This is a genomic window from Blastomonas ursincola (assembly GCF_013607875.1).
In the GTDB taxonomy this organism is placed as follows: domain Bacteria; phylum Pseudomonadota; class Alphaproteobacteria; order Sphingomonadales; family Sphingomonadaceae; genus Blastomonas; species Blastomonas ursincola.
Map to the genome: position 1 here is coordinate 1466402 of NZ_VDES01000002.1, position 23156 is coordinate 1489557.

At 65.4% G+C, this 23156-nt stretch carries 26 protein-coding genes; 15 read left to right on the forward strand and 11 right to left on the reverse strand.

The annotated features are described in order from the left end of the window. The first annotated feature begins 2 nt into the window (after nucleotides 1-2). The 13 genes from rplX to FG486_RS13190 all read left to right on the forward strand — a co-directional run bounded on the left by rplX (nucleotide 3) and on the right by FG486_RS13190 (nucleotide 7523). Nucleotides 3-323: a 50S ribosomal protein L24 gene (gene rplX, locus FG486_RS13130; RefSeq protein ID WP_023837778.1), complete on the forward strand. Its 321-nt coding sequence runs from the start codon at nucleotides 3-5 to the stop codon at nucleotides 321-323. Next, the gene (gene rplE / locus FG486_RS13135) at nucleotides 316-897 is read left to right on the forward strand and encodes a 50S ribosomal protein L5 (protein ID WP_034515879.1); all 582 of its coding nucleotides are present in this window, start codon (nucleotides 316-318) and stop codon (nucleotides 895-897) included. The genes rplX and rplE overlap by 8 nt, the downstream gene beginning before the upstream one ends. Before the next feature lie 42 nt (nucleotides 898-939). Beyond that, nucleotides 940-1245: a 30S ribosomal protein S14 gene (gene rpsN, locus FG486_RS13140; protein WP_023837776.1), complete on the forward strand. Its 306-nt coding sequence runs from the start codon at nucleotides 940-942 to the stop codon at nucleotides 1243-1245. A 12-nt stretch (nucleotides 1246-1257) separates the two neighbouring features. Beyond that, on the forward strand, nucleotides 1258-1653 hold the full coding sequence (gene rpsH, locus FG486_RS13145) for a 30S ribosomal protein S8 (RefSeq protein ID WP_060979876.1): 396 nt from the start codon (nucleotides 1258-1260) through the stop codon (nucleotides 1651-1653). A gap of 1 nt (nucleotide 1654) precedes the next feature. Beyond that, a complete protein-coding gene (gene rplF / locus FG486_RS13150; protein WP_031318019.1) occupies nucleotides 1655-2188 on the forward strand; it encodes a 50S ribosomal protein L6 in 534 nt (177 codons plus the stop codon). A 3-nt stretch (nucleotides 2189-2191) separates the two neighbouring features. Next, a complete protein-coding gene (gene rplR, locus FG486_RS13155; RefSeq protein WP_060979877.1) occupies nucleotides 2192-2542 on the forward strand; it encodes a 50S ribosomal protein L18 in 351 nt (116 codons plus the stop codon). A 3-nt stretch (nucleotides 2543-2545) separates the two neighbouring features. After that, nucleotides 2546-3250 (forward strand): 30S ribosomal protein S5, encoded by a 705-nt coding sequence (gene rpsE, locus FG486_RS13160; RefSeq protein WP_241695728.1) that lies wholly within the window; start codon nucleotides 2546-2548, stop codon nucleotides 3248-3250. A 5-nt stretch (nucleotides 3251-3255) separates the two neighbouring features. Then, nucleotides 3256-3432 (forward strand): 50S ribosomal protein L30, encoded by a 177-nt coding sequence (rpmD, locus tag FG486_RS13165; protein WP_023837771.1) that lies wholly within the window; start codon nucleotides 3256-3258, stop codon nucleotides 3430-3432. Between the two features lie 185 nt (nucleotides 3433-3617). Beyond that, entirely contained in the window at nucleotides 3618-4118 is a 501-nt protein-coding gene (gene rplO, locus FG486_RS13170; protein WP_066277223.1) for a 50S ribosomal protein L15, read from the forward strand. A gap of 203 nt (nucleotides 4119-4321) precedes the next feature. Continuing rightward, nucleotides 4322-5689: a preprotein translocase subunit SecY gene (gene secY, locus FG486_RS13175; RefSeq protein WP_066277220.1), complete on the forward strand. Its 1368-nt coding sequence runs from the start codon at nucleotides 4322-4324 to the stop codon at nucleotides 5687-5689. A 61-nt stretch (nucleotides 5690-5750) separates the two neighbouring features. Continuing rightward, nucleotides 5751-6398, forward strand: a complete 648-nt coding sequence (locus FG486_RS13180; protein ID WP_066277215.1) for an adenylate kinase — start codon at nucleotides 5751-5753, stop codon at nucleotides 6396-6398. 301 nt (nucleotides 6399-6699) lie between these two features. Further along, the gene (locus tag FG486_RS13185; RefSeq protein WP_181267814.1) at nucleotides 6700-6993 is read left to right on the forward strand and encodes a hypothetical protein; all 294 of its coding nucleotides are present in this window, start codon (nucleotides 6700-6702) and stop codon (nucleotides 6991-6993) included. A gap of 14 nt (nucleotides 6994-7007) precedes the next feature. Then, nucleotides 7008-7523, forward strand: a complete 516-nt coding sequence (locus FG486_RS13190; protein WP_181267815.1) for a hypothetical protein — start codon at nucleotides 7008-7010, stop codon at nucleotides 7521-7523. Between the two features lie 12 nt (nucleotides 7524-7535). Here the strand turns inward: FG486_RS13190 and FG486_RS13195 are convergent, their stop codons facing one another. The 6 genes from FG486_RS13195 to FG486_RS13220 all read right to left on the reverse strand — a co-directional run bounded on the left by FG486_RS13195 (nucleotide 7536) and on the right by FG486_RS13220 (nucleotide 15097). Then, entirely contained in the window at nucleotides 7536-8000 is a 465-nt protein-coding gene (locus FG486_RS13195; RefSeq protein ID WP_066277202.1) for a MaoC family dehydratase, read from the reverse strand. A 42-nt stretch (nucleotides 8001-8042) separates the two neighbouring features. Further along, entirely contained in the window at nucleotides 8043-9257 is a 1215-nt protein-coding gene (locus FG486_RS13200) for an alkaline phosphatase family protein (protein WP_181267816.1), read from the reverse strand. Beyond that, complete coding sequence (locus FG486_RS13205) at nucleotides 9254-10810, reverse strand: alkaline phosphatase D family protein (protein WP_181267817.1); 1557 nt, start codon at nucleotides 10808-10810, stop codon at nucleotides 9254-9256. The genes FG486_RS13200 and FG486_RS13205 overlap by 4 nt, the downstream gene beginning before the upstream one ends. A gap of 71 nt (nucleotides 10811-10881) precedes the next feature. Then, complete coding sequence (ychF, locus tag FG486_RS13210; protein ID WP_066277192.1) at nucleotides 10882-11982, reverse strand: redox-regulated ATPase YchF; 1101 nt, start codon at nucleotides 11980-11982, stop codon at nucleotides 10882-10884. 90 nt (nucleotides 11983-12072) lie between these two features. Then, complete coding sequence (locus FG486_RS13215) at nucleotides 12073-13068, reverse strand: SDR family oxidoreductase (RefSeq protein WP_181267818.1); 996 nt, start codon at nucleotides 13066-13068, stop codon at nucleotides 12073-12075. Between the two features lie 127 nt (nucleotides 13069-13195). After that, nucleotides 13196-15097 carry a PhoX family protein gene (locus tag FG486_RS13220; RefSeq protein WP_181267819.1) on the reverse strand — a complete coding sequence of 634 codons (1902 nt, stop codon included), beginning with the start codon at nucleotides 15095-15097 and terminating at the stop codon, nucleotides 13196-13198. A gap of 215 nt (nucleotides 15098-15312) precedes the next feature. On the opposite strand from FG486_RS13220, the gene aac(3) reads away from it, so the two are divergent. Beyond that, entirely contained in the window at nucleotides 15313-16110 is a 798-nt protein-coding gene (gene aac(3) / locus FG486_RS13225; RefSeq protein ID WP_181267820.1) for an aminoglycoside 3-N-acetyltransferase, read from the forward strand. Here aac(3) and FG486_RS13230 read toward each other — a convergent pair. The 5 genes from FG486_RS13230 to FG486_RS13250 form a co-directional block, all read right to left on the reverse strand. Then, entirely contained in the window at nucleotides 16107-16937 is an 831-nt protein-coding gene (locus tag FG486_RS13230) for a hypothetical protein (protein ID WP_181267821.1), read from the reverse strand. The two genes, aac(3) and FG486_RS13230, sit on opposite strands and share 4 nt — an antisense overlap. Further along, nucleotides 16934-17503, reverse strand: a complete 570-nt coding sequence (gene pth / locus FG486_RS13235; protein WP_181267822.1) for an aminoacyl-tRNA hydrolase — start codon at nucleotides 17501-17503, stop codon at nucleotides 16934-16936. Before pth ends, FG486_RS13230 begins: the two co-directional genes overlap by 4 nt. A 113-nt stretch (nucleotides 17504-17616) precedes the next feature. Next, the gene (locus FG486_RS13240; protein WP_066276641.1) at nucleotides 17617-18228 is read right to left on the reverse strand and encodes a 50S ribosomal protein L25/general stress protein Ctc; all 612 of its coding nucleotides are present in this window, start codon (nucleotides 18226-18228) and stop codon (nucleotides 17617-17619) included. Between the two features lie 119 nt (nucleotides 18229-18347). After that, nucleotides 18348-19268: a TraB/GumN family protein gene (locus tag FG486_RS13245; protein ID WP_181267823.1), complete on the reverse strand. Its 921-nt coding sequence runs from the start codon at nucleotides 19266-19268 to the stop codon at nucleotides 18348-18350. A gap of 38 nt (nucleotides 19269-19306) precedes the next feature. Beyond that, nucleotides 19307-21643 (reverse strand): patatin-like protein, encoded by a 2337-nt coding sequence (locus FG486_RS13250; RefSeq protein WP_181267824.1) that lies wholly within the window; start codon nucleotides 21641-21643, stop codon nucleotides 19307-19309. A 130-nt stretch (nucleotides 21644-21773) separates the two neighbouring features. Here FG486_RS13250 and radA point away from each other — a divergent pair, with 130 nt between their 5' ends. Next, a complete protein-coding gene (radA, locus tag FG486_RS13255; protein ID WP_066276624.1) occupies nucleotides 21774-23153 on the forward strand; it encodes a DNA repair protein RadA in 1380 nt (459 codons plus the stop codon). Nucleotides 23154-23156: the final 3 nt, after the last annotated feature.

Sequence of the window (23156 nt, forward strand, 5' to 3'; positions counted from 1 at the left end):
TCATGGCGAGCGCTAAGATCAAAAAGGGTGACAAGGTCGTCGTCCTGTCCGGCAAGGACAAGGGCCGCAACGGCACCGTTACCAAGGTGATGCCGAAGGATGACAAGGTCGTCGTTTCGGGCCTGAACGTGATGGTCCGCCATCGCAAGCCGAGCCAGGCAAACCCCCAGGGTGGCCTGGACCGCGTCGAGGCTCCGCTGCACATTTCCAAGGTCGCTGTTGCCGACCCGAAGACCGGTGCGCCCACGCGCGTTCGCTTCGAGACGGTCGACGGCAAGAAGGTCCGCGTGGCCGTGAAATCCGGGGAGAAGATCGATGGCTGATAAGTACGTGCCCCGCCTGCGTCAGCGCTATGACGACGTCATCGCCAAGGCGATGCAGGAAAAGTTCGGCTACAAGAACCCCATGCAGGTTCCCAAGCTGGAAAAGATCACCATCAACATGGGTGTCGGCGAAGGCAGCCAGGACAAGAAGAAGGTGACCACCGCCGCTGCCGAAATGGAGCTGATTGCCGGCCAGAAGCCCGTGATCACCAAGGCGCGCAAGTCGATCGCCCAGTTCAAGCTGCGCGAAGGCATGCCGATCGGCTGCAAGGTGACCCTGCGCAAGGAGCGCATGTACGAGTTTCTCGATCGTCTGGTGACGATCGCGATGCCGCGCATCCGCGACTTCCGTGGCCTGAACCCCAAGAGCTTCGACGGTCGTGGCAACTATGCCATGGGCCTGAAGGAGCAGATCATTTTCCCCGAAATCAGCTACGACCAGATCGACGCTGTGCGTGGAATGGACATCATCGTGACCACGACCGCCAAGACGGACGATGAAGCGCGCGAACTGCTGCGCCTCTTCGGCTTCCCGTTCCCGGTTGAGGAAACCCAGGAAAAGGCGGCGGCTTGATTGCCCTCCGTCTCGCATTTTAGAAAGGCGAGAACTTAAGTCATGGCGAAACTGAGTTCCATCAACAAGAACGAGCGTCGCAAGAAGATGGTCAAGCAGTATGCTGGCCGTTATGCGCGTCTCCGTGCGAAGGCAGAAGACACCAGCCTGGATGAGACCGAGCGTCTGATCGCCCGGCTAAAGATGGCCGAGCTGCCCCGCAACGCGAACCCCACGCGCGTGCGCAACCGTTGCAACACCACCGGTCGCCCGCGTGCTTATTACCGCAAGTTCGGGCTCTGCCGTATCGAGCTGCGTGATCTGGCCAACAAGGGCCTGATCCCGGGCGTTACGAAGTCCAGCTGGTAAGGATTTGATGATATGGCAATGACCGATCCTCTGGGCGATATGCTCACCCGCATCCGCAATGGCCAGCAGGCCAGGAAGGACAGCGTGATGTCGCCGGCGTCGAACCTGCGCGCCCGCGTTCTCGATGTGCTGCAGCGCGAAGGCTATATCCGCGGATATAGCGAAGAGCTGCTGGGCCGTCACAAGGGCCTGCGCATCGAGCTGAAATATTTCGAGGGCCAGCCCGCGATCAAGCATGTCGCGCGCGTGTCCAAGCCTGGCCGCCGCGTCTATTCGGGTTCCAAGGAACTGCCGATTGTGCGCAACGGCCTTGGCATCACCATCGTATCCACCCCCCGCGGTGTTCTGTCCGACGCTGAAGCGCGCGAACAGAATGTCGGCGGCGAGGTGCTGGCGGAGGTATTCTGATATGAGCCGCATTGGTAAAAAGCCTGTGGCAATTCCCGCAGGCGTCACCGCCACCATGGGCGATGGTGTCATCACCATGAAGGGTCCCAAGGGCGAACTGTCGATGCCGACCGTTCCGGACATCACCTACGACCTCACCGATGGTGAGCTGTCGGTGAAGCCCGCAAACGGCACCCGTCGCGCTCGTGCCTTCTGGGGCATGCAGCGCACGCTGGTGCAGAACCTGGTGGTTGGCGTGACCGAAGGTTTCACCAAGACGCTGAACATCACCGGCGTCGGCTATCGTGCCAACGTGCAGGGCAGCAACCTCAAGCTGCAGCTCGGCTACAGCCATGACGTCGATTTCGCCATCCCCGATGGCATCGACATCAAGACCCCGGACCAGACCACCATCCACATTTCGGGCAGCGATCGCCAGAAGGTGGGCCAGGTGGCTGCCGAGATCCGTCGCTGGCGCAAGCCGGAGCCCTACAAGGGCAAGGGTATCAAATATGCGGGCGAGTTTATCTTCCGCAAGGAAGGGAAGAAGAAGTAAGCCATGGCGAAGCTCTCTTTGTTCGATCGTCGCCGCCAGCGCGTCCGCACTTCGCTGCGGGCCCGGGCAGGCGGACGTCCCCGTCTTTCGGTGCACCGCACCGGCAAGCACATCTACGCGCAGATCATCGATGACGCCGCCGGCAAGACGCTGGCTTCGGCATCGACGCTGACCAAGGGCAGCAAGGGCACCGGTGCGACCGTTGCCGATGCGATTGCCGTTGGCAAGAAGATCGCGGAAGCCGGCAAGCAGGCCGGTGTCACCACCGTTGTCTTCGACCGTGGCGGTTTCATTTTTCATGGCCGGGTCAAGGCCCTGGCCGATGCCGCTCGCGAAGGCGGTCTGGAGTTTTAAGCGATGGCAGATGAACTGAACAACGCAGAAGGCGGCACCGACGGCTTCCCCCAGGGTGAGCAGCGTCAGGGCCGTGTTGGTCGCGGTCGTGGCCGTGGTGGCAATGATCGTGGCGGTGAGCGTGGTGGCCGTGGCCGTCGCGATGACCGCAACAAGCGCGACGAAGAGCAGGGCGAAGAGCTGATCGAGAAGCTCGTCCACATCAACCGCGTGTCGAAGACCGTGAAGGGCGGCAAGCGCTTCGGTTTCGCGGCACTGGTCGTGGTCGGTGACGGTCAGGGTCGTGCGGGCTTCGGCCATGGCAAGGCGCGCGAAGTGCCTGAGGCCATCAGCAAGGCGACCGCCGCTGCCAAGAAGAAGATGATCCGCGTTCCGCTCAAGGAAGGCCGCACGCTGCACCATGACGGCAAGGGCCATTTCGGTGCGGGCAAGGTGACGTTGCGCAGCGCGCCCCAGGGTACCGGCATCATCGCCGGTGGTCCGATGCGCGCCGTGTTCGAAAGCCTGGGCGTGGCCGACGTTGTGACCAAGTCCAACGGCACCTCGAACCCCTATAACATGATCCGCGCGACCTTCGAGGCGCTCGGCGAACAGACCAGCCCCAAGTCGGTGGCAGCGCGTCGTGGCAAGAAGGTTGCCGACCTGCTGGGCCGTGGCGGAGCATCGGCTGCTGTCGCCGAGGTCGAAGCCGCCGCGATCACGGAGTAATCGACATGGCAACCATCAAGGTAAAGCAGACCGGATCGCCGATCCGTCGCCCAGAATCGCAGCGCAAGGTGCTGGCTGGCCTGGGCCTCGGCAAGATGAACCGCGTGGTGGAACACACGGACACGCCCGAAATTCGCGGCATGATCCAGAAGGTCCGTCACATGGTGACGATCGTCGATTGACCTTCTTCCTCCTCTCCCTTCACGGGAGAGGGACCGCTTCACGCAGTGAAGCTTAGGGGAGGGGCTTGCGCTACGGCCAGCCCCTCTCTACTGCGCCTAGCCAGCAGGCTGGCAAGGCTGCGTATTTCTCCCCTGAAGGGGAGAGAATTTTTATCAGCGCGAACAAAGCGAAAGCGAGTGCACCCATGAAACTGAACGAAATCAACGACAACAAGGGCGCCCGCAAGGGCCGTATGCGCGTCGGACGCGGTATTGGCTCGGGCAAGGGCAAGACCAGCGGTCGCGGCCAGAAGGGCCAAACCAGCCGCTCGGGCGTGTCGATCGCCGGATTTGAAGGCGGCCAGATGCCGCTCCACATGCGCATCCCGAAGCGCGGTTTCAACAATCCGTTCGGCAAGGACTATGACATCGTCAACCTGGGCATGATCCAGAAGTTCATCGATGCCGGCAAGCTCGCCACCGATGCGACTGTCGATCAGGCTGCGCTCCGCGCTGCTGGCCTGTCGCGCGGCGGCAAGGATGGCGTGCGTCTGCTCGCCAAGGGCGAACTGACCGCCAAGGTGACCTTCGCGGTCGCCGGTGCATCGAAGTCGGCTGTCGAAGCCATCGAAAAGGCTGGCGGCAAGGTCGAGATCATCGCTCCGCGCGAACCGTACCGCAAGCCGGAACGCGAAAAGAAAGCCTGACCTCGAAGGTCGGCTTGTCAAGCACGCCCCGCCTCCCGATATGGTGAGCGCGGGGCGTCTTGCTTGAAGCGCCCTAAGGCGGTATCGCTGCGCTCTGTTGTCGCTGGGGCGGACAGGCGCGGGGGCTTAGGCGCTTCGGACAGAATTTTCGGCCACGCGCCAGCATGGGCGCTCAATGGGCCGCTTTTTGGGATACAGGTTTCATGGCATCACGGGCCGACAATCTGGCTAGCAATTTCAGCCTGGCGAAATTCAGCCAGGCGACCGATCTGAAGAACCGCATCTGGTTCACCATCGGCGCTCTCATCATCTTCCGCCTGCTGAGCTATGTTCCGCTCCCCGGCGTCGATCCCACCGCTCTGGCCGCGCTGTACCAGCAGACCAAGGGCGGCGTTCTAGACATTTTCAACACCTTTTCGGGTGGTTCGCTCGAGCGCATGAGCCTGATCGCGCTGGGCGTGATGCCCTACATCACCGCCTCGATCGTCGTGCAGCTCGCCGCCTCGCTTTCGCCGCAGCTCGCCGCGATCAAGAAGGAAGGCGAGTCGGGCCGTAAGAAGCTGAACCAGTATACGCGCTATGGCACCGTGTTCCTCACCGCCATGCAGGGCTATTTCATCGCCGTGGGTCTCGAATCCTATGCCGGCGCCAGCGGCATCCAGGCCGTGATCGATCCGGGCATCATGTTCCGCGTTGGCGCGGTGATCAGCCTTGTCGGCGGCACCATGTTCCTGATGTGGCTGGGCGAACAGATCACCGCGCGCGGCATCGGCAACGGCATTTCGCTGATCATCATGGCGGGCATCGTCGCGCAGATGCCCGTGTTCGGCGCGCAGCTGTTCGAAGGCGGCCGTACCGGCTCGATCTCGCCCTTTGCCATCGTCACCATGATCGCGATGATCGTCGGCCTGGTGCTGTTGATCAGCTTCATGGAGCGCGCGCAGCGCCGCGTGCTGATCCAGTATCCCAAGCGCGCGACGCAGCGCGGCGTGATGCAGGCTGATCGCAGCCATCTTCCGCTCAAGATCAACACCGCCGGCGTGATCCCGCCGATCTTCGCCTCGTCGCTGCTGCTCATGCCGCTGACGATCACGCAGTTCGCGGGCAATTCGGTCGATCCCGCCTCGACCGCCGGTGGCGTGCTGCAGACGCTCAACCAGTATCTGGCGCATGGCCAGCCGCTGTACATGACGCTCTATGCGCTCGGCATCATCTTCTTCTGCTTCTTCTACACCGCCGTGGTCTTCAACCCGGAAGAGACGTCGGAGAACCTGAAGAAGAATGGCGGCTTCATCCCCGGCATCCGTCCGGGCAAGAACACGGCGACCTATCTGGATTATGTGCTCACCCGCATCACCGTGGTCGGCGCGGCGTACCTGACCTTTGTCTGCGTGCTGCCCGAATATGTGATTGCGCAAACCGGCATTCCGCTGTTCTTCCTGGGCGGCACCAGCCTGCTGATCGTCGTCAACGTCACTGTCGATACGATCACCCAGATCCAGAGCCATCTGCTGGCGCATCAATATGCCGACCTGATCAAGAAGGCGAAGCTGAAGGGACGCTTGCGCTAAGCGCAGTGTTTGAGGATAGTCGGGGCCGGGCACAACCGGCCCGTTGGGGGATGGATTACCCATGAATATCATTCTTTTGGGCCCTCCAGGCGCGGGCAAGGGCACCCAGGCCCAGCGTCTGGTCGACGAACGCGGCATGAAGCAGCTGTCGACCGGCGACATGCTGCGCGCCGCGGTCAAGGCGGGCACGCCGATCGGGCTCAAGGCCAAGGCGGTGATGGAGGCGGGCGAGCTCGTCTCCGACGAGATCGTCTCCGGGATCATCGGCGATGCGCTCGACGAGCTGTCGCCCGAGACCGGCATCATCTTCGACGGCTATCCGCGCACTGCGGCCCAGGCCGAATCGCTCGACGAGATTCTGGAAGCGCGTGGCCGCAGCCTGCACCATGTCATCGAGCTCGAGGTGAACGAGGACGCGCTGGTCGATCGCATCACCGGCCGCTTCACCTGCGCCAATTGCGGCGAGGGCTATCACGACCGCTACAAGCTGCCCGCCAAGGAAGGCGTGTGCGACAAGTGCGGCTCGACCGAGTTCAAGCGTCGCCCGGACGATAATGAGGAAACCGTGCGCACGCGCATGGCCGAATATCGCGCCAAGACCGCACCGATCCTGCCGATCTACGAAGCGCGCAGCATCGTCAGCCGCGTCGATGGCATGGCGAGCATGGATGCTGTCGCTGGCCAGATCGCGGACGTCTTGAACGGTTAAATTTGCCCTGATTGCGGTATCGCTCCCTAAGCCCTCCCCCTCGATGGGGGAGGGTTGGGTGGGGGTGATCGCTCCGGATTGTACCCCGCTCTCATGGCCGCGCGGTTGCGCTCCGCGGCACCAACACCCTCACTGCTGCGACTAGCCAGCAAGCTGGCAAGTCTCGCTACCTCTCCCATCGAGGGAGAGGTGGGGAGTGCATGCGTCTGTCTCGTGCCGCCATCCTTCGCGCGCAGCTGGGGCTGTGCAAGCCTGTGAACTGCAAGTATAATTTGGGCTCGCGGGGGCAGGAGATCGAACGATGAACATCACGACTGCGCACAATGCCCGATTCACGCCGCGCCAGATTGCGTGGTCCGCGGCGGCCGCGTTGCTCGTGGCGCCTGCCATCGCGATGCTGTTCACGCGTGAGGTGAACTGGGGCGCCGAGGATTTTGCGGCGTTGGCACTTTTGATTGGAGTTGGCGGTCTCGCGGGTGAGCTGGCGGTGCGATTTGCTCGCAAGCCGGTGAACCGGGCGATACTGATCGCGGCAATTGCACTTGCCTTCCTGCTCGTCTGGGCTGAACTGGCGGTGGGCATCCTGCCCGGTTGAGGGAGCATTTCTTGATGATAAGGTTGACCGTGGTTCTCCCGCTGGCGCTGCTTGCAGCGTGCAGCAGCGAGCCTGCCAAGCAGGATGAGCTGGTGACGCTCGACGGTGGCGCTACCACCGCGCAAGGCACGGTGTCGGCCTCGGCGGGCGGCGCGACGCCTGCTCCGGTGACGGGCGTGCAGGCGGTCGATGCAGAGGGATCGAAGCTCGAGCCGCTGCTGTCGAGCGCGATCGGTGAGGCAGGGCTGGAGACCGGCGCGTGCCGCTTCAGCCCGGCCCAAGGCGCGCTGCCGGTGCTGGTGGCCAGCAAGACGGGCGGCAAGGCGATGGTCTCGGTTGCGGGCAGGACGGTGCAGGTCGCGGCATCGGGTCCCGTTCAGCAGACCGGGGGCAGCTTTGCGGGCGAGGGCGTGACGCTGATGGTCTCGGCCTCGGGCAAGGAGGCTGCGGGCAGCGCGGCGAGCATGCAGGTCAGCGACAGCGACGGACCGGCCTTTGCGTACAAGGACGGGTACTGGGCCTGCAACTGAGCGCCGGCGCGCTCAGTCCTCGATCGGCGCTTCGGGATTGCGGACCTTGATCAGGCCGTTGCTGCGCAGCGTCATCACCGGCTCGTCATTCTGGTTGAAGATGACGAGATCGGACTTGAACAGTCCCATGTCCGGGCGGTTCTTCGAGCGGCGTTTCTCGATGATCGTGGTCTCGATGCGCAGCGTGTCGCCCGGATAGACGGGCTTCACCCAGCGCAGGTTGTCCATACCAGGCGATCCCAGACCCGCCTGGCGCGTGGTCTTCATGTTCTCGACCAGCATCGCCATCATCATCGCGCAGGTATGCCAGCCGCTCGCCGAGAGCCGCCCGAAATGCGTCTGCGCCGCCGCCTCGTCGTCGAGATGGAAGGGCTGCGGATCGTATTTCCGGGCAAATTCCATCACCTCCTCGCGGGTGACGTCATAATGGCCGAATTTCGAAGTCGTGCCGACTTCCAGGTCTTCATAATGGATCATGGGCTTAAGTCTTGATCCGCAACCTTGTATTTGCAAGCAAAATCAGCGCGCCAGCAGCGGTGCGAGCGTCGCAGGATTGCCATCCGAGGGCAGGGGCGCGATCCCGGTCAGCGCCGCGAGCAGCGGATAGACATCGACATTGTCGAACAGCGGCAGCGTCTCGGTTGGGCGGATCGAGGGGCCGAAGGCCATGAACAGCGCGTACATGTCGGCATGGGCGGGATCATAGCCATGCGCGCCCCCTTTGACCGGATAGGGCGGGGTACCGGACAGGATTGTCCAGCCGATCTCGGCAACGCAGATGATCGCGGCGACGCGCGGGTTCCTGCCATAATGCAGATGCTCAGGGAGCTGCTCCTTGCGATGGCAGGCCATATGGTCGTGCGGCTTCAGCAGCGCCTGATAGACGCGGTCGTCAGTGCCCGCTGCCGGTTCGATCGCGGCATAGGGCCCGGCCTCGACCGCGATATAGCTGGCGCGGTCGATCAGCTCGTCGAGCTGGATCACGCGGGTCTCGGCGGTTTCGGCCATGCCATGGTCGGCGGTGATGACGAAATTGGCGCGCACGCCGAGGGTCTCGACCCCGCGCACCAGATCGCCGATCCGCGCATCGACCTCTGCAATCGCGGCGTCGAGCTCGGGCGAGCGGCCCGGGCCGAACCGGTGCCCGGCGGTGTCGACGGTATCGAAATACATGGTGACGAGGCGCGGACGGATCGCAGCCGGTCGGCGCATCCAGTCGAGCACGGTGTTCACGCGCTGCGCATTGCCGATATTCTGGTCGAAGCGCAGCCAGTCGCTCGGACGGCGGCCGTCATGCGCTACCTCGCTGCCTGGCCAGAACATCGTCGCAGTGCGCACGCCCGCCTTTTCGGCGGTGATCCAGACCGGCTCGGCCTCAGCCCACCAGAACGGATCGAGCGCCTGGCGCGCATCGCCCATGCTGAACATCTGGTCGGGGCGGACGGGGTCGATCATCATGTTACCGACAATGCCGTTGCGGTCGGGGCGCTTGCCGGTGACGATGGTGTAGTGATTGGGGAAGGTCTTGCTGGGGAAGCTCGGCCGCATCGCCGCCGCGACGCCGCGCTGGCGGAATTCGGCAAGGTTCGGCGTCAGCCCGCGCTCGAGATAGTCGGGACGCATCCCGTCGATCGAGATCAGGATCGTGACCGGCGGGTCGGCATTCTCGGCCTGGGCAGAGGCAGGGGCCGCCAGCGCCAGCGCGAGCAGCGCTGCGACCAGCCGCGCGATCATGCCGACAGCCCGGTCATCCGCGCGCCGGGCGTGCCGTGCGCCACCTCTGCCGTCGCGCGGCGCTTGATGCTGTTCTGCCGCACCGATACCTTGTCCACGACCTGGAAATGGCTCAGCCAGGCCTCGGGCGTGACCTCGCAGACCACATAGCCGCGCTGGTCGTTGAGGAACTTGAGCTCGGGATTGTTCTTCATCATCTGCTCGCTGCCATAGCGCAGATCCGATCCGTCGCCGCCGCTGCTGATCGAGGTGGCGACGATCTCGGTGCCCACGACCTTGTCCTGATGGACGAGATCGCCGACGAAATTCTGGTGCTCGTCGCCGGTCAGCACCACGACATTTCCGAGGCCCGCCATCCGGCCCAGCATCCGCTGGCGCGGCACCTCATAGGCGGCCCAGCTGTCCATATTGGCGATGGGGGTGTCCTCGTTCGCGGCGCGCCTGCGGTCGAGGCTCATCATCATGATCTGTTGCGCCAGGCAGTTCCAGCGCGCGGTGTTGCGCTTGAGGTTGCGCGCGAGCCATTCTTCCTGCTCTGCGCCCAGCACCTGCGCGGTTTTGTCGCCCACGCCCTCGCAGATCGGCTTGAAGCCGTCGTCGCACGCCTGATCGCTGCGATAGGACCGGGTGTCGAGCAGCTGCAGTTCGGCGAGGTTGCCGAAGCGCGCAGTGCGGTGGAAGATGCCGGTGCCGAAGCGCGGCATATTGGCGCGGCGGATCGGCATATGCTCGTACCAAGCCTGCAGCGCGGCGGCGCGGCGAAGCTCGAACGCATCTGCCGGGACGTCCTTGCCCCCGCTGATGCCGGCGACCCAATTGTTCTCGATCTCGTGATCGTCGAAGGTCGGGAAGAAGCTGTGCGCAGCATGCGCGCGCTGCAGGTCGGTATCGGTCTTGGTCTGCGCGTAGCGCTGGCGATAATCGGCCAGGTCGTAGAGATTCTGGCCGACGTGCAGACGCACCGGCACCTGCAGGCTGCCGCTGAAATAATTGGCGCGGGTCGGGCTGCCGCCATATTCGTAGATATAGTCGCCATAGTGGAACACGAAATCGAGGTCCTCGCGCGCGAGGTGATTGTACGCGCCGTAATAGCCGTCCTCGAAATTCTGGCATCCCACGACACCGAATTTCAGCCGATCCACGGCTGCCTGGGCGAGCGGCAGCGTCCGCGCGCGACCGGCGAAGCTGCGCTCGCCGCCTGCGGTGAAGCGATACCAATAGGGGCGATGCGGCTGCAGCCCGCTGACCTCGACATGCACGCTGTGTGCGGTTTCGGGCCGCGCGATAACCTGGCCCTTGGCGACGATCGTGGCAAAGCGGTCGTCGCTCGCCACCTCCCAGTCGACCGCCATGGGCGACATCGGCATGCCGCCATGCGCTTCGAGCGGATCGGGCGCGAGCCGGGTCCAGATCACGAAACCGTCGGGCGAGGGATCGCCCGAGGCGATGCCCAGTGCGAACGGGAAGGTGCGGAACACGCTCTGCGCCCTGAGGATGCCGGGCGCGGCGAGAGCAAGCGGCGCGGCGGCGATGAACAGGCGGCGTGAGAGCATCGGTCGTGGTCCTTCGAGGGGTGGCGGCGCAACACCGCCATGCCCGGATTATCTGACAGGCCGGTGACGGATCAGACGTTGAACTTGAAGTGCAGCACGTCGCCGTCCTGCACGACATATTCCTTGCCTTCCTGGCGCAGCTTGCCGGCATCGCGGGCACCGGCCTCGCCGTTCAGCGCGATGTAATCGTCATAGGCGATGGTCTCGGCGCGGATGAAGCCGCGTTCGAAATCGCTGTGGATCTCGCCTGCCGCCTGCGGGGCCTTGGAACCCACCTCGACCGTCCAGGCGCGCGCTTCCTTGGGGCCGACGGTGAAGAAGGTGATGAGGTGGAGCAGATCATAGCCGGCGCGGATGACGCGGGCGAGGCCGGTCTCCTCGAGCCCCAAGTCCGAGAGGAATTCCATCCGCCCCTCATGGTCCATGCCGACCAGCTCGGATTCGATCGCGGCGGAGACCACGACGGCCTCTGCACCTTCGGCTTTCGCCTTTTCGAACACCCGCGCGCTGAACGCGTTGCCGTCAGCCGCGCTGCCCTCGTCGACGTTGCAGACATAGAGCACCGGCTTGGAGGTGAGCAGCTGCGCCTGCGCGAGCACGCGCGCTTCCTCGTCATCGGCAGGCTCGGTCAGCCGCGCGGGCTTGCCTTCGCGCAGCAGTTCGAGCGCCTTGCCGAGCACCGATGCGCCGATCTTCGATTCCTTGTCGCCCTGTTGGCCGCGCTTGACCAGGCCGGGGACGCGCTTTTCGAGGCTTTCGAGATCGGCGAGCAGCAATTCGGTCTCGACCGTCTCGGCGTCCGAGATTGGATCGACCTTGTTCTCGACATGCTGGATGTCGTCATCCTCGAAACAGCGCAGCACGTGCACGATGGCATCGACCTCGCGAATGTTGCCGAGAAACTGGTTGCCCAGGCCTTCGCCCTTCGAGGCACCGCGCACCAGACCTGCAATGTCGACGAACGCAAGCTGGGTGGGGATGATCTTCTGGCTGCCCGCGATGGCGGCCAGCTTGTCGAGCCGCGGATCGGGCACTGCGACATTGCCGACATTGGGCTCGATCGTGCAGAACGGATAGTTCGCCGCCTGCGCCGCCTGCGTCTCGGTCAGCGCGTTGAACAGCGTGGACTTGCCGACATTCGGCAGCCCGACGATACCGCATTTGAAACCCATGATTATCCCAGCCTGAAAGTGATTGTCGGCGCCTGCGCCGACCCTGGCTGCGCCCTAGCGCCATTGCCGGGGCAATTCCAGTCTCTCCGCTCAACCGATATCATGCACCGCCTTGACCCAGGGGCCATAGGGGGAGCTGCCCAACATCTGCACCTGCACCCTGGCTGAAACCTCGTTGATCGCTTCTTGCGGTTTGGGGCCGGGATGCACGGCACGGCGCAGGGGACGCTGGCCGGCGGGCAGCGCGATGATCTCGGCGATCGCGCGGGGGACGTCCATCGGGTCGGCCGAGCGACCGCTGCCGTCCTCCGTGCCCATGCGCGCCACCACCGCCGGATAGGCCGTCGCGCGCTCGGCATCGAGCCGCGCCTTGAGCGCGCCGGTATAGCGGTTGCGGTTGCGCCAGACATCGGTGGGATAGCCGCCTGGTTCGATGATCGTCACGTCTATGCCATGTGGCACCAGTTCATAGGCCATCTGCTCGCTCAAGGCTTCGAGCGCGAACTTGGTCGCGGAATAATGCCCGCCATTGGGGACGATCACCCGGCCGAGCTGCGAGGAGATGTTGACGATCAGGCCGCGCTTGACCTTGCGCATCGCGGGCAGCGCCGCGCGCGCGACGCGCTGGGCACCGAAGACATTCGTGTCGAAGATCAGCTTCGTCGCTTCCATGTCCTGCAGCTCTATCGGGCCGGTAATGCCGATCCCGGCATTGTTGATGACGACATCGAGCGCGCCACCGGCTTGTGCCTCTGCTTCGCGCACCGCCTTGGCGACTATGGCATCCGACAGGACGTCGAGCTCGAGCACCGAGATGTCCAGCTTTTCGGTCTCTGCCGCGTTGAGCAGTTCGCTGGCCTGGGGGCGTGGCAGGTTGCGCATGGTCGCGAAGACCTTTGCACCGGCGCGCGCATAATGCAGTGCACCGAGAAAGCCGAAGCCGGTGGCGGCGCCGGTGATGAGAATGGACTTGCCCTTGAGATCGGGTGTTGCCGCCGACTGCGCTGCGGCACCCGGCGCGAACGCGGCAATACCGGCCAGCGCTGCGCCGCCAAGCACGTCGCGGCGATGGGGAAATTCGGCCATGGCTGTCACTCCTGAAAGACTGCGGCCGCCAGCATCGCAAAACCTGCTGGCGGCCGCAAATGTTTCAGGGACTTGGGCGTGCCTGTTACGGTTAACCCTCAGCCTGCAGCGCATGATTGCGGTACGATCAGTTGCCGACCGGTTGCTTGTCGGTGCGCGTCACCACGATGGTCGACGAGCGCGGCTTTTCGCCGTTGATCGGCCAGTTGCCCGTCGGGTGTTGGATGTTGATGAAGAAGTCGGTGAGGCTGGGCGTATAGGCGATGCCCGTTATCTCGCAGCCGAGCGGACCGACCAGGAACCGCTTGGACTGCTTGGTGCGCTGATCGACATGGAACATCGCGTTATGGCCGAACGCCTGGTCGATGGTGACGCCGCTGACGCCCGAATTGCCCGGGACTGAGTGGTCGGTCTGCACCCAAAGGCGGCCCTGCGGGTCGATGCGGATGCCGTCGGGGCTGGAGAAGGTATCGCCGTTGATATTGCCGACCAGATTGTCGCCGCCCGGACGCAGCGCCGGATCGCCCGCGAGCAGGAACAGCTCCCAGGTGAAGGTGGTGGCGAGCGGCGAATCGCCCGATTCGCGCATCTTGAGGATGTGGCCGTGGCGGTTGGTGACGCGCGGGTTGGTGGCATCGGTCACGCGGCGGCCCGAATTGTTGGTCAGCGCGACGAAGATGGCGGTGTTGTCGGGCGCCACCGTGATCCATTCGGGGCGGTCCATCACCGTGCCCCCGGCGACGCGCGCGGCCGACTTGGTGTTGATCAGCACATCGGCCTGGTTGCGGAAATCGACGGTGCGCGCAGCGGGCGGCGTGGTCGACTGGCTGACATCGCCCGGATCGCGCGCGCCGACGACCAGACCGTTCTGGCCTTGTTGCAGCAGACGCCATTCGCCGGTGCCGTCCGCGTTGAAGCGCGCGACGAACAGCTGGCCGAAATCGAGCATGTCGATATTGGCGGCGCGGTTGGTGGCGCTGAAAGCGCGTTCGCACAAGAACTTGTAGATGCAGCCCGGGGTCGCATCGTCGCCCATGTAGAAGGCGACGCGGCGGTCGGCATTGGCCATGAACGCGGTGTTCTCATGGTCGAACCGGCCCATTGCGGTGCGCTTGGTCGGCTGGGCGAGCTCTTGGAACGGGTCGATCTCGACCACCCAGCCATAATCGTTGGCGGGCTGGCTCGGGTCGAAATAGTTGTCCGTGGTTTCCTCGCAGGTGAGATAGGTATTCCACGGCGTGCGGCCGCTGGCACAGTTGTTGAGCGTGCCCTTGATCGGGTTGCTGAGCAGACCTGCCGCCGGACCGCCGACGCGATAGGCCGAGTTGCCGGTATAGCGCTTGTTGTAGCGCGAATTGGGAACGACCGACCATTTGCCGTCCGCGCCCTTGGTGATTTCGACTACGCCGACGCCAACTGCCGAGAGCGCGAGCTGGCGCTGCGCGGCGGTGGCCGAAGCGGGATTGCTGGTGACCGCCGCCGCATCGGCGTCGCTCATCAGGATGTTGAAATCGGGATATTCGAAGTTCACCGCGAGCACGCCCGACGTGTTGGCGTCGGTGTTCGGGATTGCGAACAGCTCCATGCCATCATGGTTGCCGCCGGCCCATTTCTCGGCCTGGCCGGGGGTAGGGAAGGCGCCCGAGAAGCCGGCGACGCCGGGCTCGATCAGATCGCCCGCCTTGAGCAGCACGGCGGTCTCATATCCGGTCGGCACGGTGACGCGGTCGTTCTGATTGGCCGGGACCGAGTTGAACGTGACCGAGAAGCTGGGGGCAGGGGCCGGGGTCGGTGTCGGCGTCGGCGCAGTGCCGGTATTGGGGGGCAGCGTGACATTGTTGCCCGCGCCATTGCCGTCACCGCCGCAGCTTGCGACCATCGGCGCCAGCGCCAGCCCGAACAGGCCGTTCACCAGGATCTTGCGGCGCGACGGATTGGCCGCGACGATCGCTTCCAGGCTGTTGGGATCGTCATGATCGGCATGTTCGATGCGATAGGGCGCGCGCGCAGCGTCGGTCAGGTGAGACAAGGTGATTCCCCCGAAAAATCATGGTGTTGGTGCCGCATTCAGCCCCGCGCTGGAACGGCGTGCGCGTGTGTTGCCCGAGTTGCGCGCGATCGTGATGGCGGCGCGATGACAGGTCGAAGAAAGCTGTGCGTCAGCAACAAGACATCGTTTCGGGGGCAATCTTCCGCTCCCCCAAGGACTTGTCTTAGGACCCGTCCGCACACATCTGCGCGAGCATGAAATCCTTTTGGACTATTGACGATCTCGCGCGCGATTTGGCGGCGCTCGGGATGGGGCAGGGCGATATCGTGCTGGGCCATGCTGGCCTGCGCAGCGTCGGGCCGATGATCGCCGGGCCCGATACACTGATCGCGGCGCTGCGCCAGGTGGTGGGGGCGGACGGCACGGTCATGGCCTATGCCGACTGGCAGGGCGCCCCCGAAGCGGCTTGCGACGAGGAAGGGCATATCCTGCCCGAATGGCGCGACCATGTGTTGCCCTTCGATCCCGCCGCATCGCGCGCGATCCGCGACAATGGCGCATTTCCTGAATTCCTGCGCACCACGCCCGGCGCGCTGCGGAGCCTCAGCCCCGGCCCCTCGATGGTGGCGCTGGGGGCGAAGGCCGCTTGGCTGATCGATCCGCACCCGCTCGATTACGGCTATGGCCCCGGCACTCCTCTGGCGCGGCTGGTGGAGGCGGGCGGCAAGGTCGTGATGATCGGCGCGCCGTGGGAGACGATGACGCTGCTCCACCATGCCGAACATCTTGCCGACATCCCGGGCAAGCGCGTCGTCCGCTGGGACGTGCCGTTTCTCGAGGACGGGCAGACGGTGTGGCGCACGGTCGAGGAATATGACACCGGCAATCCGGTGGTCGATGGGCTCGACGACGACTATTTCGACGAAGTGGTGCGCGATTTCGTCGCGGCGGGCGGCGGACGGCAGGGCAAGGTCGGTAGCGCCGATGCGCTGCTGGTCGAGGCGCCCGCGATGACGCGCTTTGCGGTCGACTGGCTCGAGCGCCGGTTCTAGCCGCGCCGCGCCGCGAGCAGACCGATGCCCAGCCAGAGGCCGAGCGGGAAGCTCATGCCTGCGCCCACAAGCGGGACCGGGAACCATCCGAAGATCGGCGCGGCGCAGGCAACCGCGATATAGAGCGCGAGCGCGCGCGCGGCGACATCGTCCAGCCGCCGCGCGAACAGCATCGCGGGGATGGCGGCCAGGCTCGCCACGGCAGCCCAGGCGAGCGCAGGCGCGGACGCATGCGCGAGCTGAATGATCTGCTCGACCTCCGCCACCGGTTGCAGCGGATCGGCGCGGAGCAGCGACAACGCGGCAATTCCGAACAGGCACAAGGTGGTGACTAGCGCCGAGATGCGCTTGTCGATGACCAGGATGGCAAAACCAGCGAGCGCCAGCGCGAACGCCTGCGACGCATCGGGCTGCAGCGCGAGGATCGCGGCGAGCAGCGTCGCGATCATCGGCACCAGCCGGTGCTGCGCGCCCAGCCGCGCCATCGCGACCAGAGCGGCAGGCAGGGTGAGCGCGGCGATATTGACGAACAGCGGCCCGGCGGCGAGCCAGCGGTGCACGCCCTGCTGATCGGGCCCCACCAATGTCGCCGCGACCAGCGCCAGTGCGCCGAGCGCAATGCCGATCCAGACCCTGGGCGAGGGCGCGGTCCGCGCGATCGCGAAGGCCGCGCCGCCGCCGACGATCCAAGCGACGACATTGGGAATCCAGCGCATCTGCGGCGTGCCGCTCAGCACCATCGCCGCGATGCCGCAGCCGGTCGCGATCAGCGACAGCAGCGCGAACATTGCGAGCAGCCGGGCATCGCTGCGAGCTGCAAGGCTCATCCCTGCTGCCTCATCGCGACATCGTTCATGAAGCGCACATCGTCGTCCTGCGTCAGCCAGCCGGCTTCCGCGCCGATCGCGCCGAGCATGTCGGTCAGGTCGTCGAGTTCGGTCTTGGCGAAATTGCCGAGCACATGGCCCGTCACCCGGTCCTTGTTGCCGGGATGGCCGATGCCGATCCGCACGCGGCGGAATTCGGGTCCGATATGCTGGTCGGCCGAGCGCAGGCCGTTATGCCCGGCGGTGCCGCCGCCGCGCTTCACCTTGACCTTGAACGGGGCAAGGTCGAGCTCATCGTGAAAGATGGTGACGTCCTCAGGCCCCAGCTTGAAGAAGCGCATCGCCTCGCCGATCGATTGGCCGGACTTGTTCATGAAGGTCGCGGGCTTGAGCAGCAGCAGCTTCTGATTGCCTAGACGGCCCTCTTGCGCCCAGCCCTGAAAGCGGCGCTTGGGCGGCTCGAAACCGTGCATGTCGGCGATGATGTCGATCGCCATGAACCCGACATTGTGCCGGTGCAGGGCATATTCGGGGCCGGGATTGCCCAGGCCAACCCAGATTTGCATGGAACCGCTCCCTTTGGTTCAGGGAGGGGCGGGGAGAGGGGCGATGCGCCAGCCTCTCGACATTCCCCTCTCCCAACCCTCTCCCCCAAGGGGGAGAGGGCGAGAAAGATGGATTACTCGCCAGCCGGCGTTTCGTTGTCGCCTTCGCTCGACTTCAGCGCCGAGGGAGCAACGATCGTGGCGATGGTGAAATCGCGGTCGGTGATCGCCGAGGTCGCGCCCTTGGGCAGCTTGACCGCGGAGATGTGGATCGAATCGCCGACATCGGTGCCGGTGACGTCGATTTCGATCTCGTCGGGGATGTTGGTCGCGTCGCAGACCAGTTCCAGCTCGTGACGCACGACGTTGAGCACGCCACCGCGCTTCAGGCCGGGCGAGGCGTCTTCGTTGACGAACACGACGGGCACGGCGACTTCAACGGTCGCGCCCTTGGCGATACGCAGGAAATCGACATGGATCGCGCGGTCGCTGACCGGGTGGAACGCCACGTCCTTGGGCAGGGTGACGATCGTCTTGCCATCGACTTCGATCTCGACGATCGAGTTCATGAAATGGCCGGTGCCGAGCAACTTGTTCAGCGCGCGTTCTTCGACATGGATCGTTTCCGGATCCTTCTTGTCGCCGTAAATGACGGCGGGTACACGGCCTTCGCGGCGGAGTGCACGGGAGGCTCCCTTGCCTGCCCGATCACGCAGCTGGGCCGACAGGGTAAGCGTATCGCTCATAAACTGTCTCCAGATTGTAGATGGTCAAAATATCCCCGGCCACGCCTCCAGGGATGACCATGGCGGCGGGGAAGCGGTGCGCATAGTCGCGACTCTCGCGAAAAGCAAGCGTTTCGGGCCTATTGGAGGCGGGTGACCTTGTAGCCCTTCGCCTCGAGCAGCGCCTGGACGCTGTCATCGCCCGCCAGATGCGCTGCGCCGACTGCGACAAAGGGCCTGGCGCCGAGGCTCAGCAGGTCCTCGATCTGCGCGGCCCAGTCGCGGTTGCGGCGCACCAGGATGCGCTCGCGGATCTGCGGACGTTCGAGCAGCCCGCGATTGGCGGCTTCCGCAAGCTTTTCGGGCTCGCCCTCGAGCCACGCGGTTACCATGTCGCGATAGGCCCTAGGGGCATTGTCGGCATCGGCGATCACGCTTTCGAGCATCGCGCGCTGGTCGGCCTCGTCCAGCTGGTCGAAATAGGTGAACTGGCGCGCCGGGGTCTCGAGCCCGATCACCGGCTTGTCGCGGCGGCGATAGCGCGCGGCGAGCACGCGTTCGACGCCTTCCTCGCGCACCATCGCCAGATTGGCTGTGGCGGCGCCCGCGAGCGAGATCGCTGCGGCCCAGCTTTCGAGCGTCTCGAAGCGCGAGGGCGAGAGGCGGCTGGCGGCACGCAGCGCCTCGCCCTTGTCGCGCAGCGCGGGCGGCAGGCGATCGGCAAGCGGCGGCTGGCCGGGGCTGTTGCCCAGTTCCTGGAAGGTCTTCGTGATTTCGGCAGAATCCTCCAGCCCTACGACCTCAAGCACCAGCCGGTCGGATTCGTTCATCGCTTTCTTCATCTTCGGGCTGATCCATTTGAGATCTGCGGGCAGCGCGTGGATGCCGCCGAACAGCCAGGCTTCGCCGCCATTCGGCCCCTGGACATGCCAGAGCGCGGGCGTGCCTTTCTTCGGGCCGTCCCAGGCGGCCATCCCCATGTCGAGAAACGGAAAGCCGCTGCACGCCTGGATCAGCAGGAGCAACGGCAGCATCAGCCAGCGGGCGATCGTGGAATTCATGGCGACCAAGCTAGGGACGCCGCGCGGCAATGGAAAGCCTAGCCGCTGAATGCCGCCTCGATTTCGCGGCGGATGCCAGGGACGAGATCGGGATCGGTGGTCAGCACCGCCTCTTCCTCGTCGCAGATCGCCAGGAACGCGCGGCGCTTGAAATCGGCGAGCAGGTGCGGCGGAAACAGGCTGCCATCGGGCATGGCCGAGGCGATGATGTCGATCAACCGCTCGGCCCCGTGCAGGCGTCCCCAGAGATAGTCGTTCTCGCGATAGGCGCGGCTGAAGAACGCGCCGAAGCTGTTGAACTCGATCCCCTTGAGCATCGCCGTCGCGCCGCCCTGGCGCAGCGATTGGCAATCGTCGGGCGAGATGCGGTCGACCTTGATCGGGTCATATTCGTTCTGCCCCTCGCCCTGGAGCAGCGGCAAAGTGGCGATATCGTAGAACGGGAAACCGAGATAGGCGAGCAGCAGCGAACGGCGGCTTTCGCGCGGCAGCAGCGCGAGGGCGCCTGCAAGCTGCTCGTCGACTATACCGTCCGCGCTGCGCAGGTCGCGGCGCGCAGCGAGCTCGGCGATCGCCATGGCGGGGTCGTCGATCGCGCCTGCGGCAATATCGGCAAATCCCTGACCGAGATGGTCGGTCGTCTCCCGGTCGAGATAGTGCGAAAGGCAGGCGTAGAGCGTTTCGTGCATCGCGACCACCGCTTCGGGCGGTGTGCGGCCCGATTGCGCGATATCCTCGCCCAGCCGCCGCGCCAGGAAGCGCAGGCGGCGGATGCGGAAGCCCAGATCCTGGGTGCGAAAGAACAGGATCGCCTCGTCGCTCGCCCCGCCGCCCTTGCCCGAGAGCCGGTCCATGCCGCTGCGGTGCAGTTCGGCGCGGATCGCCTCGCGCAGCCGCTCGGCATAGAGCGCGCGCGGACCGCGATGCGCGCGGCGCAGCGTGTCGACCATGTCCTCGACGATCGTCGCGAGCTTGAGCTGCGCATAGGAGGCATAGGCAAAGCCCGCCATATGCGCGGCGCGGTCCTGCGCCTTGTTGCGCCATTTGGTCAGCCGCTGCGGGGTCGGGCTATCGAGGAACAGGGTGTAGCCGAACAGCTTGCTCACCGCTTCCTCGACTTCGGCGCGCAGCGCATCGGTGATCGCGCGCATCTGGCGGACGCGCGAGGAGCGGCGCTCGATGCCTTCCAGATTGTCGCGGATCGGCTGTTCGCGCGGAATGTCCGAGATCGCGCCGAAAATGGTCGAGAAGAAGCCGGGCAGTCGCTGGCCCATGGCATCGCGTTCGCGCGACTGGTCCATGCCGCCGACAATGTCCGGCTTGGGGTCGATATAGACGAAGCGCCGGTCGATCTCGCGATGCGCGGGCCGGTCGCGCAATGCGTCGATCGCCTGGGCAAACGGCGCGTTGGCGAGCACCGATCCGTCGATCAGCACCGCGCTTTCCGCCTCGCCTGCGGCATATTGCTGCGGAAAGACGCGCGCCAGAAAGGCCTCGCGCCCAGGCCAGTGCTTCTCCCGCCGCGCCAGCATCCGGTCCATCTCGGCGACGTTGAACGGCGGGAAGGCGCCGGGAAAGCTCGCGGTCGCGCGCGCGGCGAAGACCAGTTCGGCCGGATCGGCGAGCGAATCGTCGCGGCCACGCAGATAGCGAAAGCCGATGGAAAGCCGGTGCTCGGTCTCGACCACCTCGGCCGGGCTGTTGAGCCGCAGCCGCTCGAGATGCCCGCGAAAATCGGTGACGGTGACGAACAGGTCGAGCGGCTGGCCGAGCGGCAGCAGGCGCGGTCCGGCGGGCGTGGCTGCCATCGCCTCCATCGCCTCGTACAAGAGCGCGGAAAAGCCGGTGCCGCTGAAGGGCGGGGCAAACCATCGCGCGCGCACTAGGCGCGAGAGCTTGGTGCGCACCTCGGCGCGCGCCTCGGGCGCGACACTGCGGTCGAGCGCGCCGCCGGGCCGCCGCAGCAGCAGCCAGACCAGCGGCTGCGCCCAGAATTTGGTGAAGCGCGAAAAGGGCCGCGCATCGGGATCGAGCAGACGGTCGATATCCGCGCATTCGAGCCACATCCGGGTGAGCGGTTCGAGCGACTGGCCGCTGGTCAGCGCTTGCGCCAGGAACACGCCGTTGATGCCGCCTGCGCTGGCCCCTGCGATGATATCGGGCAGCAGCCGCAGCTTCACCTGGCTCTGCGCTGCAAAGGCCTCGAACAGTTCGCGATAGATGGCCTGGCTGCCGCTGGCGGGGGGATCGCCCGCGTGGAAATTGCGGCTGGCTCGGGTGGCGCGCCAGATTTCCTTGGTGATGCCGTGCATGTAGACCGCGAGGCTGATGCCGCCATAGCAGACCAGGGCAATGCGAAGTTCCTTCTGGCGCATGGCGGCGGCGCGGACCCTTTGTTGTTGCAGGCTTGTAAGGTCAGTTCGCTGCAACGCTATCCATGTTACGCGCGAAGGCAAGCGCAAAGCGGCAATTGCGTTCCAGTTTTGTTCGGGCTATGCCGCCGCCATGGCCAAGCCGCGCAAAACCTATGTCTGCCAGGCCTGTGGCAGCGTCTCCAACCGCTGGCAGGGCCAGTGCGCCGATTGCGGCGAGTGGAACACGCTTACCGAACAGGCCGCGCCCACCGCTTTCTCTGCCCGGCACGACCTGCAGACCGGCGGGCAGCGCATCCAGCTCGCGCGGCTGGATGCCGCGGTCGAGCTGCCGCCGCGCATCACGACCGGCATTGCCGAGTTCGACCGCGCGCTGGGCGGCGGGCTGGTCGCGGGATCGGCGACGCTGATGGGCGGCGATCCGGGCATCGGCAAGTCGACCCTGCTGCTCCAGGCCTCGGCCAACATGGCGCGCGCAGGCCATGCCATCGTCTATATCAGCGGCGAGGAGGCGGCCGATCAGGTGCGGCTGCGCGCGCTGCGCCTGGGGTTGGCCGACGCGCCGATCGATCTCGCCTCGGCAACATCGGTGCGCGACATCCTGACCACGCTGCGCAGCATGGAATCGCCGGTGATGCTGGTGATCGATTCGATCCAGACGATGCACAGCGACCTGATCGAGGGCGCGCCGGGCACGGTCAGCCAGGTGCGCGCCTCGGCGCAGGAACTGATCCGTTATGCCAAGGAAAGCGGCTGCGCGGTGATCCTGGTCGGGCATGTCACCAAGGACGGCACGATCGCGGGCCCCCGCGTGCTCGAGCATATGGTCGACACGGTGATGAGCTTCGAGGGCGAGCGCAGCCACCAGTATCGCATCCTGCGTTCGATCAAGAACCGCTTTGGCGCGACCGACGAGATCGGCGTGTTCGCGATGGAAGAGGCGGGGCTGTCCGAGGTGGGCAACCCGTCGAGCCTGTTCCTGAGCGATCGCGACGCGCAGATGCCGGGCACCTCGGTCTTCCCCGCGCTGGAGGGCACGCGGCCGGTGCTGGTCGAGATCCAGGCACTGACCGTGCGGCTGTCGAGCGGGGCGACGCCGCGCCGCGCGGTGGTCGGCTGGGATTCGGGACGGCTGGCGATGGTGCTCGCGGTGCTCGAGGCGCGCTGCGGGCTGAGCTTCTCGACCGCGGAGGTCTATCTCAACGTCGCGGGCGGCTATCGCCTGTCCGATCCGGCGGCGGACATGGCGGTGGCCGCGGCGCTGGTCTCGGCGCTGTCGGAACGGCCGCTGGGCTCAGGCACGATCGTGTTCGGCGAACTCGCACTGTCGGGTGAGCTGCGTCCGGTCGCGCATGCGGGGCTGCGGCTGCGCGAGGCGGCGAAGCTCGGTTTTGAAAAGGCGCTGGTGCCCGCGAGCGTGACGGCCAAGGCCTCGGGCGATACCGGCGGAATGCGGCTGTCTTCCTATGCCCGGCTGGCAAATCTCGTTGACCAACTGCTGGGCCGCAACTAGCGG